Source organism: Streptomyces sp. NPDC104096 (genome assembly GCF_055584385.1).
In genome coordinates this window covers 56191-70886 of record NZ_JBVJMD010000020.1, presented here as the reverse complement: position 1 = coordinate 70886, position 14696 = coordinate 56191, and the positions used below count along the sequence as shown (strand labels likewise).

The following is a 14696-nucleotide window of genomic DNA, read 5'->3' as shown; positions in this document are numbered from 1 at the left end:
GCTTGCTCGAACCACACCACAGGGTGAGTATCGCGTAGTGCTGCCCGAGAGGTGTCGGCTCGGCGGGTGCGGGGCGTCGGCGACGTGTCGAGCCGTACGACGTCCACGTGCACTGTCAGTGCGGCCCGCTACCGTCGGCCCATGTCGATCACCGCACAACTGCACGACTCGGTGAAGCTCCAGGGCGGGGCTGCACTGGTCGACGGCTTCGCCCTCGAGAGCCGCACGCACGCGCCCTGCCGCGCCCTCCTCCAGAACGGGCACGAGCTGGAGGTCTACGACCTGCACGACCTCTTCGCGGGCGAGCTGGCCCCGACCGTGGTCTTCCCCCTTCCCTGGCCGGGGTGGGACCGTGGCGTCCACTCGGTGAGTCCGGACGGTACGTTCGCCGTGTTCTCGGGACAGCGCGCGGTGCGGGCCGTGGGCCCGGGAGGCGAGCTGCTGTGGGAGTACCGGCACGGCTGCTGGGGGCCTGAGCTCGGCCACCCGCACACGGGGGACGAGCAGGAGGTGTGCCGCGGGCTCGAGCACGGATCCTGTCGTGTCTCCGACGACGGTCGGCTCGTCTGGGCGCATGTCGTGCTGGACCCGGAGGGGCAGGACTGGCAGGAGTGCTGGGTCGTTCTCGACGCCCGGGACGGACGGGAAGTGGCCCGGCTGCCGCTGGACAGCGCGGCCTCCGGTTCACACCACATGTCCCACCCGGACGGCCTTCACATGGGGCTCTGCATCGGCATGGGCCAGGACGGCATCATGCTCCACTGGGCGCGATGGGACGGCCAGAAGCTGACCGGCTGGGACCTCGACGACACCCTGGACCGCATCCTGATGGACGTCCACCCTGGTCATCCGGGGTTTCTGACAGTCGAGCACTACGGGACGGACCTGAGCCTGCACGCCCTGGACGGCACCGTCCTCGCCGAGGGCGCGCCCGAGCCGCCGGACGACGAGGACCCACCCTGCTGGGACTACGGCTGCGGCTTCGTCGACGCCGACACCGTCATCGCTTCGACCGTCGACTCCGACGAGGACCCGGACCGGGCCCGCCACTGGCTGCTCGATGCCCGCACCCTGCGGATACGGGGTGCGGTCGCGTATCCCACAGGCCGTGTCGACGGTTATGTGCGCCCGCTCGGAGACGGCACCTGGCTCACCTACGACGACACGAGCGGGAGCCTCAACCGCTGGACGGAAGCGACGTCCTGAGCCCGAACGCGAGCTCGCGCCGGGTCGCTCCAGTCGGCAGAGCCTGACCGGATCACCCGCACACCGGCGACACGCCGAAGGGCCGCACCGGTTGAGGTGCGGCCCTTCGACGTGCCCGGCGTCGGTTCACGCAGGGCGATCCTTGCTCATGCCAGGGCGAATTTCTGGGCGCCGGAGCTGTTGCAGTCCCAGATCTGGAGGCGGGTGCCGTTCGCGGTGGCACCCGACGGCGAGTCGACGCACCGGCCGGTGGTGGGGTTGGACATCGAGCCGTCGGCGTTGGCGACCCAGTTCTGGTAGCCGCCGCCGTTGCAGGTGGCCAGCTGGAGCTTCGTGCCGTTCGCGTTGACACCGCCCGCGATGTCCAGGCACTTGCCCAGGGTGCGCAGGGTCTGGCCGTTCCAGGTCCACTTCTGGTCGAGCGCGGTGGCCTGCTGGCAGTCCCACAGCTGGACCGCGGTGCCGTCGCCGCCGGTGTCGTCACCCGCCACGTCCACGCACTTGCCGCCCGGTCCGTAGATCGGGGTGCCGATGGCGAACTGCTGGGCGCCGGAGCTGTTGCAGTCCCAGATCTGGAGGCGGGTGCCGTTCGCGGTGGCACCCGACGGGGAGTCGACGCACCGGCCGCTGGTCGGGTTCCGGAGCGAGCCGTCGGTCTGCCGCACCCAGTTCTGGTAGCCGCCGCTGTTGCAGGTGGCGAGTTGCAGCTTCGTCCCCGCGGCGCTGTTGCCGCCGGCGATGTCCAGGCACTTGCCGAGGGTCTGGAGAGTCTGGCCGCTCCAGGTCCAGTGCTGGTCCTTGGCCGCCGACTGGCAGTCCCACAGCTGGACCGCGGTGCCGTCGCCGCCGGTGTCGTCACCCGCCACGTCGACACACTTGCCGCCCGGACCGGTGATCGTCTGGCCGGTCACCGAACCGCCGCCGCCACCTCCGGAGCCAGGGCCCTTGTTGTAGACGGCCACGGAGTCGATGACCAGCTTGCCGCCGGAGACCGTGGACGCGTTCGGGCCTCCGCCGAAGGCGTCGGGGAAGCCGCCGCCGATCGCCAGGTCGTAGATGATGAAGAAGGGGTGGTCGACCGCGTCGGCCCAGGTCGTCGCGTCCACCTGGTTGGCGTTGACGGTGAAGAAGTTGTTCCCGTCGAGGTAGAACCGGATCTGCTCCGGCGACACCGAGCGGTCGATCTCCGCCGCGTAGTCGTGGAAGCCGGTCTGACAGCCCGGACAGGCGCGCTCACCCGAACCGATACCGGTCGACTCGTTGCACGGCCCGCCCGGGTTCACGCCGCAGTGCAGGGTGCTGAAGACGGAGCTGCGGCCGTTGATGTCCTCCATGATGTCGACCTCGCCGGACTTCGGCCAGGTCACACCGTCGCGCAGCGGCGCGCCGAGCATCCAGAACGCCGGCCAGTAGCCCGCGCCGTTGGCGGTGGTGACGTTGGGCTGCTGGAGGACGGACTCGATGCGTACGACGCCGCCGGCCGCGGCACCGAAGCCCGCCGACTGGGTCTCCACGCGCCCCGAGGTCCACCCGCTGCGCGGGTCGGAACCCGAGTGCAGTGCCTGGAGCACCAGATGACCCTGACCGTCGTAATAGACGTTCGAGGTGCTGCTGGTCATGGTCTCGATCTCACCGGTGCCGAAGTTGCTGCCCGGCCCGGTGTCGTACTTCCACAGGCTCTGGTCGATGCCGGTGCCGGACGCACCGTTGAAGTCGTCGCTCCAGGTGAGCGCGAAGCCGGACGGCGTCGGGGGCACTGCCGCCTGGGCGTCGAGGGTCGTGGTGACGGCGGCCGCCACCGTCATCATGACGACGGGAATCAGTGAGAGCGCTCTCTTCCACGCGCCGCGCTGTGCCCTTGTGGGGGGTGGTTGCATAGGTCTGGCCTCCGAAGAAAAGGCGTGATCGCGTCTGTTCGCTGTGCCGCCTCTGGTGATCTCCATCAACGGCGAGCAGTGCACGCGCCCTTGTGGATCTCGATGACGACGAACGGGGCGAAGGCCGGCGCCCGGGCTGCCGTCGACAGGCAGGCCCGCGGCGGGCGGCGGGACTCTCGTCCCCCAGCCGGCGGCTACGTCGTCAACGCAGGTGACGGCTGGTGGTGTTGAGCCATGTGGAGTTCTGTGCGGGGCAGACGCTATTGGACCAGACCAATACCGTCAAGGCTCCGGAACGCACTGACCGCGTCACGGCGATCGGCTTGTTTTTCAAGCCAGTTGAGACAGCTTCTCCATCGGCCCAGGATTGCGGCGGATGACACCTGTCCGCTGTTCGTCGGCCCGTCGATGCGGGTACGACAAGCAGTATCGCGGCACGGGCCGCCGCGGACTGCCCACGGAGGGGTATATGGGGGAAGTCGTGAGTTTCGGGCTGCCGGACGGCGGCACGGTGCTCGTCGAGTCGGCTGACGAGAGCGTCTACGGCCTGGAGGAGATTTCGATCAACGGCGGAACAGTCGTCCGGCGCGCGCAGGGGGGACTGACGGAGGCTCTTGAGGGCATCCGCCGGATGGCGGCCGAGGCGCACGCCCGCATCACGTCGATCGACGTCGCCCCGAAGCGGTTCGAGCTGGAATTCGGGGTGAAGCTGAGCGGGGAGACGGGGGCGGTGCTCGCCAAGGCGTCGGGGGAGGCTCACCTTGTCGTACGGGCCGTCTGGGGGGAGTAGCCGAGCATGGTGCGGACCGCCCGTACCCGGGTGTCCGGAACCCTTCGTACCACGGACGAGCGACTCAACGCATCCTGCGCGTTCCGTCTACCATGCGCCTTGCGGGTATGGCTGTCGCGGTGCGGGGCCGGGTGCCGACTGTCCCGGAGGGCGAGAGGGGCACAGGCATGGATGACATTACGGGGGTCGAGTGCGGACTACCGGACATTGCCGGAATGACCATGGACGAGCTGCGCGCCCTCTCGGGTTCCGTGCTCGCCGTGGCGCTCGAACGCTTGCGGGAGGAGTCCGCCGAGTCCGATGAGGACGAATACACCAGCTGGTCGGCGAGCGTCTGACGAGCCGGCGGCCGGTGGCACGCCCCTGCGGCAGTTCGTCCTCAAGATTCGCAGTCGGTGCAATCTCGCCTGCGACTACTGCATCATCTACGAACACGCGGATCAGACCTGGCGCCACCAGCCGCGTGCCATGGGCCCCGGAACGCTGCGGCAGACCGCGCGTCGCATCGCGGAGCATGCGACGCGGCACGGCTTGTCACAGGTGCGGATCGTGTTGCACGGCGGTGAGCCCCTGCTGGCCGGACCCGAGGGTGTTGCTCGTGTCGTGAAAGCGGTACGCGCCACCGTCGCGGAGGCGGGTACCGAAGCCGACTTCACCGTCCAGACCAACGGCACCCTCCTCGAGGCGAGGATGCTCGACGTCCTGGCCGAGCACCGGGTACGGGTCGGCGTGAGCGTCGACGGCGATCGACAGGCGCACGACGCGCACCGCAGGACACCGGCGGGCCAAGGCTCGTACGACAAGGTCATGGCCGGGCTGCGCCTGCTGTCCGGGCCGTACCGGGAACAGTACGCAGGCCTGCTGTGCACCATAGACGCGTCCAGTGATCCGGTCGCCGTCTACGAGTCCCTTCTGCCGACCCGGCCGCCGGTGGTCGATTTCCTGCTGCCCCACGCGCATTGGGGACAGCCGCCTCCGGCGCCGCCGGGAGCGTACGGCAGCTGGCTCGCCGCCGTCTTCGACCGCTGGGCCGAAGCACCCCGCAAGGAGACCTCGGTACGTCTGCTCGACGAGATCCTGCACACCGTGCTCGGCGGCCGCAGCCGTCTCGACTGGATGGGCCTGGCCCGTACCGTCTCGGTTTTCGTCGAGGCCGACGGATCCATCCACCAGAACGACGCGCTGCGCACCGGCTACGACGGCGCTTCCGCGAGCGGCCTCGACGTCTTCCGGCACTCCTTCGACGACGTCCTGGCCCACCCTGGTTTCGCTGCCCGGCAGGCCGGGGTGCGCGCGCTCGCCGAGCAGTGCCTGGTCTGCCCCGAGATGACGGTGTGCGGCGGCGGCGAGTACGGGCACCGCTACCAGCCCGGCGTCGGCTACCGCAGACCGACCGTGTACTGCGCGGATCTGCTCCTCCTCATCGGGCATGTCCGACGGTGGATCGCCCAGACGGCGGGACAGGGCCGTTGATCGGGCCGCAGGTCATTCCGGACCAGGTCTTCGACTCCCTGGTCGGTGGGGAAGGCGGCGCGGAGGCCGTGCGGTTACTGCGGAGGTCCAGACGAAGTCGTAGCCTGCTGCTGCTCAGACAGGTGTTGGACGGCCCCTGCGGCCCGAGGGCAGCCGCAGCGGCCGATGTGCTGGCCGGTGTCGAACGTGCCGCTCCGGCAGCGGTCGCCTCCGTGCTCGACGGGCCGTCGTTCGGCAGCTGGGCCCGGCACGCCGCACGGGTCTGCCCCGCGCACCCGCACGACGGCAGATGTGCCACGCAGGGGCTGGCGGTGTTCGCGGTCGTGGCGGCGGTGCGCGCGGACAGCGCCGTGTCCGTCTCCGTGCCCTTGTACGACGGGCTGCTCCACCTGCCCGGCCTGGGTACGGCCAGGACGCCCGGCAACAGTGCGCAGGCACTGGTGGTGACGGGAGACGGGCCTGCTGTGCAGATCCGGTCGGCCGGGCACGTGCTGCGGTTGCCGCGCGACCTCTCCCGCACGGGCCGCGACTGGCAGCCCGTCGCCTGGCTGAAGGCCGAGCACCGTGGACTGGCCATCGCCGTTCCCCTGGAGACGGCCGACCGGCTGCTGCCCGCGCTCGATGCCGTCCAGGCTCGTCCGACCGCCTGGCAGGGGCTGTTCCGGTCCGCCTGGGAACTACTGGTCGAGCGGCATCCACGTCGAGCCGAGGAACTCGCGATCGGGCTCACCGCGATCGTCCCCCTGCCCGCGCCGGCTCGTGGGGTCACCTCGTCGACGTCGCGGCACGCCTTCGGCGCGGTGCTCACCTCATGGCCAGCGGAGACCCAGCGCATGGCACTGACCCTGCTGCACGAGTTCCAGCACAGCAAGCTCAGCGCCTTGACGGACCTGGTGGCGCTGCACGAACCGGACAGCCGGCCCCGGCTGTTCGCCCCTTGGCGGCCCGATCCTCGTCCACCGGGCGGCCTGTTGCAGGGTATCTATGCCCATCTGGGTGACCTCGCCTTCTGGCACGACCTCAGTGCGGCCGGGCCCGAAGCCGAACACGCCGATGCGGCCTGGCGATTCGCCCAGGTCCAGGCGCACATCGAACGGGGCCTGGCAGAAGCGGCGGATCACGTCCGCCTCACCGATCTCGGGGAACGCTTCCTTGCCGGAGCAGGCAAGACGGTCCGCGCTTTCGACCCCGGCGTGTGCGGCAGTGTCGACGAGCGGCTGTTGCGTGCGGTGGCCAGGGTGGAAGCGGGAAGCGAGGCCGTGTGGCGATTGCGCTGGGCCACGACGGAGGCGACTACGGGCGTGAGGGGGCTGGCCGAGCTCTGGCGGGCCGCACGCCCGGCAGGGCGACTGCCCTCGGACAAGATCGGCCCGGCTCTGTCGGCGCCGGACGGGCCCGGACCGGAACTGGTTCGGTGGGCCGCCAGACAGCGCGGCGCGGATCGCGCGATCCCGGCGACGGCGGCCGCACAAGCGGCCGCCGCCCGTCCCCACGGCGTCGAGTGCTGGGCGGAACTCGCCGCCGCGGCCGCGGCGGAGCAAGCGGTCGGAGCCTTCGTCCTGCGCCACCGCACCGAGCTGGTCAAGGCCCTTCTCCTCGAGCTCGCCGAGGGCGATCTCGACGTATCGGGCCCCGACCGTGCCGCGGACCCGTTGGCCCTGGCCGCCTGGCTGGAGCAGACGCAGTCACGTTCCGACAGTGACGCCGATCAGAACATGGGCGTCTCGATGTCGCAGAACGCCCGCTCACCCCTGGCGAACACCCGAGCCACGGGATAGTCCTCGCCCAGGGTCTGTCGAAACCTTTCGAGCGCGTCGTCGAGCAGCTCCTGCGACTCCGCCGTCTCACCCAGCGTCCGCAGGTCGTGCGCGAGATTACCGCCGCAGACCAAGGTGATCGGGTGGTCGGGTCCCAGAGTCGCCCGCAAGCTCTCGAGATGGCGGCGGTTCGCCTGCGCCGCCTCGTCGACGCGGTCCGCCGCGTGGAGATCGTTGGCGAGGTTCACCCCGCAGCGCAGCGTACAGTTGTGCTCGGGGCCGAAACGGCCGCGCAGCTTCTCGTAGGCGAGGAGGTTGATCGAGAGCGCCTGCTCCCGTTCACCGAGGGCGCTGAGCACCAGTGCGTGGTTGGTCTGGGTCATCGGGACGTACGGATGGTCCGCGCCGAAGAGCTGCTCGTATCCCGCCACGGTTTGCGCGGCCAGTCGCTCCGCCTCGTCCAGGTCACCGCGCAGCAGCAGGTCGATGGCGTAGTTCCCGACCGCCGCAAGGGTGTTGAGAGAGTTCTCGCCGAACCTGGCACGATAGCGCTCCACGGTGCGGGCGGACCGCTCGTACGCTTCCTCGTAGGCCCCCACGGCCCGAAGCGACACGGCGAGGTTCTTGGCGACGTCCAGCGTGCTGGGGTGTTCCCGGCCCTGGCGGTCGCGCATCTTGGGATAGAGCACCCGCAGTGATTCGGTCGATCCGCGGTAGTCACCCATCTCCCGCTGGTCACGGGCGTAGTTCGCTGCCACGACCAGGGTGGTGGGGTCGTCCGGTCCGTAGGTGCGCGCCCGCCGCTGGTAGGTGTCCGCGTCCAGTTCGAGGGCTTCCTTGAAACGGCCGAGCAGCCGGAGGTTCAGCGCGTGGTTGGCGGCCGACATCAGGGTGAGCGGATAGTCCCTGCCGAAGGCTGTGGCCAGCTGGTCGAAGGTGTTGGCGTCCCGCTCGGCGGCCTCCTCGAAGTCGCCGAGCGTACGCAGGTCGCCTCCGCTGACGTTGGCGATGGCCAGGGTCTCCTCATGGTCCTCACCGAAGACCCGGCGAGCCCGTTCCAGGATCTCCGCGTTGAGGGCGCGCGCCTCCTCGAATCGGCCGAAGTTGCGGATCAGCGTCGCGTAGTAGCGGTTGATCCGGAGCGTCTGGGGGTGGTCCACACCGAGGCGTTGCTGCCATTCCTTGCGTGCGAATTCGGCCAATTCGGTGCCGCCGGTGTAGTCACCGAGAAGGTAGAGGTAGCGAACCTCGTTGATGACCAGATGGCGTACTTCGCTCTGGTCGCATTCGATGGCCCGCGTCGGCCGGATGTGCGGACGCAGTTCGGCGTACCGGCGCCAGTTGTCGCTGTCGTCCGGCTCCTGCGGATCGGCGGCCGCCAGCAGAACGTGCGTCAGATGGTACGTGGCCTCCTGCTCCTCGGGGGACATCTGGTTGAACAGCACCGCCCGTACCAGCCGGTGCATCTGGATGCTGCTGGTGCTGTGGTCGATCCTCGCGAGGGCCAGCCGTCCGATCTCACGTGTGGCCAGCCCCAGTTCGACGGGATCGCGCAGCGCCTCGGCGAGGGGGGACGGCAGCGGCGCGAAGGCGGCGCTGCGCAGCAGGGACCAGCTGATGGGTTCCGGGGCCATGCACGAGCACAGTTGCAGGAGTTGCACGGCCGCAGGACTTCGCTGGGCGAGCCGTTCCATCGACAGGTTCCACGTGGCCACCACGGAGTGCGGATAGCCGGACGGTACGGAGGTGTCCAGGAGCCGACCGGCGTGCTCCTGCAGCAGTTCCAGATAGTCGTCCACGGACATCGCGGTCTCTGAGTGCCAGGCGCCTGCCTGTTCCAGGGCGAGCGGCAGGTCGCCGAGAGCGTCCGCGAGCCGTGAGGCGTCCTGGGGCGCCATTCCCTTGACGCGTCCCTGGAGGAAGTGGACGGACTCCCTGCGGGAGAAGACGTCGACCGACACCGGGTGGGCGTGACCGGCCCAGCTCTGGTTGCGCGAGGTGATCAGGATGTGGCCCTCGCTGGCCGGGAAGTACGGCTCCAGATCCTCGGGCCGATCGGCGTTATCGAACACCAGTAGCCATCGGTTGTACGGGGAGCCCGTGCGGAGGGCGTCGAGAACCAGGTGCAGCGTGTCGTCGACGCTCGGTCCGGCTTCCAGTCCCAGGTGGGGCGCGAGAGCGGCGATGGACGAGCGCACCAGCGCGGGGTCCTCTGCGTTCACCCACCAGATGAGCTGGTACTGGGACTGATATCGGTAGATGTATTCTACAGCTAGCTGCGTCTTGCCCACCCCGCCGAGCCCGAAGAACGCTTGGGGCACGATGGCGGCGCGCCGTCCCCCCAAGCGGGCATGTAGCTGCGTGATGAGTTCATCCCTTCCGGTGAAATTGTGGTTCCGGGGCGGGATGCGCCTGCCCCATACCGTGGGCACGCTCTCCGTGAAGTGCATGGGGTGCGTGATGGTCTTCGACCGGAGGGAGTGCCCGGCTGTCGCCGTGGCGTTGGGCGGGGTCTCGGGCTCGGCCAGGCGAGGAGTAGATTCCGCCACGGGTGATCCTCCTTCTGCCGGCTCTTCGGGCGTGACTCCTGGCGGTGCGGGAGCCTTCGCCGGAGGAGTGCCGGGGCCGGTCCGGTCCGAGTGCCCCGCTTGGGTCGTCGATTCCGTGTCAATAGAAAGCGTTTCAGTCATTTGGGCATCATATTGTCCAGAATGCCCTACTATTAGACTCTGTAGCCGTTTCGCCCTGATTGCGTACCCGCCTCCGAGCGCGTCGGCCACCGCCGCATCGACCTTGGCGAACGGCAGGCTCTCCGAACTGATGCGGGACGGGAGCGTTGCGGACGGGTCGGCGAGCGTGGCGTCGAAGCGATACGGGGCGGAGGAGTGCTCCGCGAGGTAGTTCGACACCGCGCCGAGGACGCGGCGGCTCTCCTGCTGGTGGAGTGAACCCAGAAGAAGAGTGCGTACGGCCTGGGGGAAATCGAACTCCGTCTGTTCCGACGAATGGCGGCCGTCGGTGTGCACGGGGTGCAGGAGGCCCGACAGGAAGACCTCCGCCAGGTGCGAGGGCGTGGTGCGCGGCGCCATCACCTGCTGCACGAGTCGCATCACCGGGAGGAAAAGGGGCGCGGCGGACAAATACGCCGCCAGCTCGAAGGCCTGCGGAGATGCCGTCGCCCGGAAGGCGAGGACCCGGTCCAGCGGGGACTGCCGATCCTGGACCCCGGGGGGGTCCTCCGCCGGGTCCGGACCGGGGTCGGCGGGTGCCTCCGGCTGCACGTCGGCGCGGGGACGCACCGCGTACCCCTGGTACAGCGAGGATTCGGGCCGGGCGACCAGGTTGGCCCACATCTGCAAGGCGGGCGGCGCCAGTTCGACCACGGGCACCCACAGGTCCGGGGCCTTCGTGTCGGACTGCAGATCGATGTTTGGCGAGCCCGCCCGCGGCGACTTCAGGGTCACCGGCAGCGGGCGCAGGGCCGTGCGGTGCCACAGGCGCTGGTCGAGCGGCTGGACGATCACGGTGGGACCGCTACGGGCCCAGCGGGCCAGGAACTGGTCCATGCCACCGGATCGCCAGCCGGCGCCAATGGCATCACTGAAGACAAGCAGTGCGCCGCGTGGTGAGCGCGAGGTACGGCCCGCCGGAACGTCGGCGGACCCCGGTCCGCCCGCAGCCCACGGCGGCGGTGTCCGACGCACTGTCACGTCCCCGTCGGCGAGGTGTTCCAGCCAGCGTACGGTGATCGAACGGAAGGCACCCAGGCGCCGCAGCACCGTGCGCAGCTCCGCGACCGCGCTGTGCCAGAGGACCATGGAATCGCCGGTGTCCACCACCAGGTCCAGATCGAGCCACGGTTCGTCCTCCGGGACCAGCGCCGGCTCCCATACACCGGTCTGCGCGGCGCGGTTGGCGGTGGCCTCCTCGTCCATGCGCCGGCGGGTCGCCGATGCGGCCCGACGGCGTAACGGGCGCAGGGCCTTGCCCAGGGAGTTCGCCCTGGGCAGTGGGCGTACTCCTGGTGAGCGCACGGGCAGCGCGGGGATCGGGACGCCGAGGGGGTCGGTCGGGGCTGATGGGGTGCTTGGAGCCCGGGCGTGCAGCCGGGGATCGTGACGGGACATGCCGGAACGGCCGCCATCGGTCGCAGACGTGCGTGGTCGGGACTCGGCCGGGCGAGCGGCGCCGGTGTGTGGCCTGCTCGGTTCCAGTGGTTCGGGGGTGCCTGACAGCAGGGGGCGGCCGAAGGCGCCGGGGCCGACCGCGGTGTCGTCCTGAGTACGGCTGAACTGAGCTGCCAGCCACAGGACTTCGGCGATCTCCCGGGCGTCCGGAGCCGAGGGTTCTGGCTGTTCGAAGGGCATCAGGGCCCCGTTTCCAGGTGCCGCCACACCGTCCGCAGCAGATCCTGCCACTGTTCCGGGTCCTCGTCCGCGCCCGCACGAGCCAGCTGGATCGCGCTGAGCAACTGGTCCACAGCCACGCTCCCGCCGTTCCGTTCCTCGATGAACGCTTCGAGCAGCGGACGTGCCTGCTCCAGCACTTCGTCGCCCAGGTGGGCCGACACGATCGCCGCCAGCCGTTCGGCCCCCGGCGGTTCGATGTCGTAGCGTAGGCACCGCCTGGAGAACGCGGCGGGGAACTCGCGTTCCTCGTTGGAGGTGATCACTATGAAGGGGAAGGCCCAGCATGCCACTTGGCCGTCCGTGACGCGTTCCTGGCCGCCGTCCGCCGTCTGCACCTCCACACTGCGCTGCTCGGGAGGCAGTCGCAACAGTTCCTGGATGGGAAACCGGCCTTCTTCGAAGACCGTCAACAGGTCGTTGGGGAGGTCGATGTCACTCTTGTCGAGTTCGTCGATCAGGAGCACCCTGGGTCGCCGGTGGGGCAGCAGCGCCGTGCCCAGCGGACCGAGCCGCAGAAACCGGCCGATGTCGCCGGTGCCGTCGAAGGCCTCCTCCTGAGCGTGTCGCAGGTTGGCTTCATGAAGGCGGCCAATGGGGTCGTAGCTGTACAAGCCGTCCCGCAGAGTGGTCCGCGAGGTCACCGCCCAATGCAGAACAGGGCCGAGCCCCAACTCGTAGGCCACGGCGTAGGCAAGTGAAGATTTGCCCGTTCCCGGACGGCCGGTGAGCATGAGCGGCCGACGCAGCAGCAGGGCGGCGTTGACGACGTGGACGAGCTCGGGCTCCACCTGGAAGACCCGCCCCCGTTCGGCATCGACCGGGGCGGACGCGGGGACGGCGACGTCGTCCTCGGGCGGCACGCCCCGCTGCAATGGCCTCCAGCTCGGCGGATCGGGCAGGCGCTCGATGGTGTTGTGCGGAATGCCGTCACCGCGATACACCCACCACGCAGGGGTCTGTCGAGTGTCGGTCATGAATGGTCACCTCCGAGAGCGGGAGCGGGCGGGGCCAATGGGGCGTGGGGAGGCAGACGGTCATAGGGATCCCACAACAGCCCGAGCCGAAGGCCGGCGTCGGCGGGGGGCCGGAACACGCCAGGACCCGCGGGCCGGTCGCCGCGACGGGCTCTGCGCACCAACTCGGGCAGCGCCTGAGGGCTCTCGTCCTTCATGCGGTACAGCACACCTTCGATCGCACGCTGTCCGTCCCTCTCGCGATGGGCCCACACCAGAGCGGGAATGCCCGCGTCCAGGGCGGCGTCGAACTCGGGGTCGGGGGAGCGCCTGCTCGGGACTCTCGGAGGGAAGCCGAATACGACGGCCACGGGGCCGTCCTCGGGGTACAGCGCGGCGAACAGGGCTTCGTAGAGTGCTCCGTCCTGGCTCCGGCCAGGAACCACCTCCACCACGCCCTCTCCCGAGAGCGCGGCCAGAGTTTTCAACTTGTCCCATTTCTGCGCCCAGTTGTGCGCCCAGCTGCGCCACTCCGGCGCGTTCTGGCGTTCGAGACTGCGCAGGACGACCGGGTGCACCACCCCCAGCCGCACCTCGGCGCCGCTGGGGGTGGGGATCGGGAGATCGTCGAAGGGCCTTGCCAGTAACTCTCTTGGGAGGACGAACTCGACGAACAAGCCGGGGGAGTCGGCGGCCCGTTCCCGTTGCATACGGGTGAGTTCGTGTATCACCAGGTCCTCGAGCGCGCCCAGTCTCGCGCCCTCGGCGTACTGCACGACGGCCTCGCGGGGAGCGCCCTCGTGCTGCCGGAACACATCGAGCAGATAGTGCCGCGCAGGGGTGGTCGGCGTGATTTGGAAGGTCGCGTACGTCCAGCGGGCGGACTTCCTCGCCGGCCGGCCGCGGCGTTCCAGCAGCGGGGCGGGATTGACCACGGGAGTGCAGTGACCGGCGCGGTCGCGTACCCATCGGGTCAGCTCGTGGCCCTGCGGACCCGGGACCCGTCGGGCCAGTGCGGCGACAAAGGCCAGCAGAGGTGGCACGGGACGCCCGGCCTGGGTGGTGTCCCTCAGGTCGCGCACGATCCCGAGGACGTCCTCGGGTGCGCCCTTCCAGTGGCGGTGCACCGGCCCCAGCGCCTCGTCACGTAACTCGACGAGACCGGTCAGCGGGACGGTGCCGGCCAGTAACAGTTGGTACAACTGGTCCATCGCCTCGGCGTCGAAGGTCTCGTCGGCGGGGTCGGACGGCGCCGTGGCATCCGGCCAGGGCTGCCACTCCCCGGACAGGGCGAGCGCGGCCCGCAGCGGCGCCCAGGACTGGGCGAGCCTGGACAGCGGAATCATCCAGGCGACGCCCGAGTCGGGGGCCTTGTCACGCAGCACGGCGAGCCCGGCGACTCGGTCGGTCGCGGTGTCCTTCACGCCGCAGCCGCTGTAGCCCCGGGCGACCTTTCGCCCGCTGTCCGGAGCGTCGTTGAGCTGGATCAGCGCTGCTTCCCGGCCGCCGCGCCCAGCCATCAGACAGTCCGCCCACACGCCGTGGGGCTGCCCCTGCGGATAGCCGTAGACCTGCATCCGGCGTTTGGCGACATATGCGCCACCGGAAAGATGGCTGTGGGACGTAGGGAGCATGCCGTTGGCCGATGCCAGGTCCCCGTGCAGGGTGAGTACGGAGAAGTCCTGGTGGTCGCTGCCACCCGCGTACCGGTGGCCTCCGCCGGGCGAGCTGTCGAGCTTCAGCCCATTGTTCAGCGCCACTACGACAGTGGCGCCGGGGGCGTCCTGCAGATGCCGGCCCAGCGCGCTGGTGACTACATGGGCACATGTCAATACATAGCGTGGCGGCAGCAGCACGCCGCCCCCCACGGGATTACCCGCGGGGCCGATAATGCTCACCTGCCAGTCATCGGTGGCGCTATGCGCTACCGGTCCCCCCACCACACATCCCCCTGAGTCCGCTGTCGGCGCACCCCGCGAAGCCGCCATAGTAGTCGTACGGGCTGGAGATACGGGGAGAAGCGGGAGCCGCCGAGAAGGGGAACTTCGCGGCGGCCGGCCCCTCCCGTATCACGTGTGCACGGCCAGTGCCATGAAGATCGAAACGCCTTGACGGTCGGCCGGTGGCCGAGAAAGTCTCCGCACTGAGGCTGTCGTCCCTGGACTTTGCTGCATCAGGACGACATCCCCACCTGAAGTCCCTCGAAACCCCTCGCACTTGAGTCCGGCTGC

At 69.7% G+C, this 14696-nt stretch carries 9 protein-coding genes; 5 read left to right on the top strand and 4 right to left on the bottom strand.

What is annotated here, in order from left to right:
• Positions 1-141: 141 nt before the first annotated feature.
• Positions 142-1206, top strand: coding sequence for a hypothetical protein (locus ACZ60B_RS21415; RefSeq protein ID WP_469389203.1), 1065 nt, complete (start codon positions 142-144; stop codon positions 1204-1206).
• 146 nt (positions 1207-1352) lie between these two features.
• On the opposite strand, the gene ACZ60B_RS21410 is transcribed toward ACZ60B_RS21415, so the two are convergent.
• On the bottom strand, positions 1353-3014 hold the full coding sequence (locus ACZ60B_RS21410; RefSeq protein ID WP_469389200.1) for a ricin-type beta-trefoil lectin domain protein: 1662 nt from the start codon (positions 3012-3014) through the stop codon (positions 1353-1355).
• Positions 3015-3552: 538 nt separating this feature from the next.
• Between ACZ60B_RS21410 and ACZ60B_RS21405 the strand changes: the two genes are divergently transcribed.
• From ACZ60B_RS21405 to ACZ60B_RS21390, 4 genes are all read left to right on the top strand, one after another.
• A complete protein-coding gene (locus tag ACZ60B_RS21405) occupies positions 3553-3873 on the top strand; it encodes a CU044_2847 family protein (RefSeq protein WP_469389198.1) in 321 nt (106 codons plus the stop codon).
• A gap of 215 nt (positions 3874-4088) precedes the next feature.
• A complete protein-coding gene (locus ACZ60B_RS21400; protein WP_469389196.1) occupies positions 4089-4211 on the top strand; it encodes a hypothetical protein in 123 nt (40 codons plus the stop codon).
• Complete coding sequence (locus ACZ60B_RS21395; protein ID WP_469389194.1) at positions 4174-5346, top strand: FxsB family cyclophane-forming radical SAM/SPASM peptide maturase; 1173 nt, start codon at positions 4174-4176, stop codon at positions 5344-5346. The genes ACZ60B_RS21400 and ACZ60B_RS21395 overlap by 38 nt, the downstream gene beginning before the upstream one ends.
• On the top strand, positions 5343-7124 hold the full coding sequence (locus tag ACZ60B_RS21390) for an aKG-HExxH-type peptide beta-hydroxylase (protein ID WP_469389192.1): 1782 nt from the start codon (positions 5343-5345) through the stop codon (positions 7122-7124). Before ACZ60B_RS21395 ends, ACZ60B_RS21390 begins: the two co-directional genes overlap by 4 nt.
• Here ACZ60B_RS21390 and fxsT read toward each other — a convergent pair.
• From fxsT to ACZ60B_RS21375, 3 genes are read right to left on the bottom strand one after another with little or no spacing between them, the layout of a single operon-like run.
• Positions 7055-11470 carry an FxSxx-COOH system tetratricopeptide repeat protein gene (fxsT, locus tag ACZ60B_RS21385; protein ID WP_469389190.1) on the bottom strand — a complete coding sequence of 1472 codons (4416 nt, stop codon included), beginning with the start codon at positions 11468-11470 and terminating at the stop codon, positions 7055-7057. The two genes, ACZ60B_RS21390 and fxsT, sit on opposite strands and share 70 nt — an antisense overlap.
• Positions 11470-12486, bottom strand: a complete 1017-nt coding sequence (locus ACZ60B_RS21380) for an AAA family ATPase (protein ID WP_469389188.1) — start codon at positions 12484-12486, stop codon at positions 11470-11472. Before ACZ60B_RS21380 ends, fxsT begins: the two co-directional genes overlap by 1 nt.
• On the bottom strand, positions 12483-14453 hold the full coding sequence (locus tag ACZ60B_RS21375; RefSeq protein ID WP_469389186.1) for a VMAP-C domain-containing protein: 1971 nt from the start codon (positions 14451-14453) through the stop codon (positions 12483-12485). Before ACZ60B_RS21375 ends, ACZ60B_RS21380 begins: the two co-directional genes overlap by 4 nt.
• Positions 14454-14696 lie beyond the last annotated feature (243 nt).

Excerpts from the sequence above, each read along its gene's own strand:
- ACZ60B_RS21415 (WP_469389203.1), top strand. The coding sequence starts at position 142 with ATGTCGATCACCGCACAACTGCACGACTCGGTGAAGCTCCAGGGCGGG.
- ACZ60B_RS21410 (WP_469389200.1), bottom strand. The coding sequence starts at position 3,014 with ATGATGACGGTGGCGGCCGCCGTCACCACGACCCTCGACGCCCAGGCG.
- ACZ60B_RS21405 (WP_469389198.1), top strand. The coding sequence starts at position 3,553 with ATGGGGGAAGTCGTGAGTTTCGGGCTGCCGGACGGCGGCACGGTGCTC.
- ACZ60B_RS21400 (WP_469389196.1), top strand. The coding sequence starts at position 4,089 with ATGACCATGGACGAGCTGCGCGCCCTCTCGGGTTCCGTGCTCGCCGTG.
- ACZ60B_RS21395 (WP_469389194.1), top strand. The coding sequence starts at position 4,174 with ATGAGGACGAATACACCAGCTGGTCGGCGAGCGTCTGACGAGCCGGCG.
- fxsT (WP_469389190.1), bottom strand. The coding sequence starts at position 11,470 with ATGCCCTTCGAACAGCCAGAACCCTCGGCTCCGGACGCCCGGGAGATC.
- ACZ60B_RS21380 (WP_469389188.1), bottom strand. The coding sequence starts at position 12,486 with ATGACCGACACTCGACAGACCCCTGCGTGGTGGGTGTATCGCGGTGAC.
- ACZ60B_RS21375 (WP_469389186.1), bottom strand. The coding sequence starts at position 14,453 with ATGGCGGCTTCGCGGGGTGCGCCGACAGCGGACTCAGGGGGATGTGTG.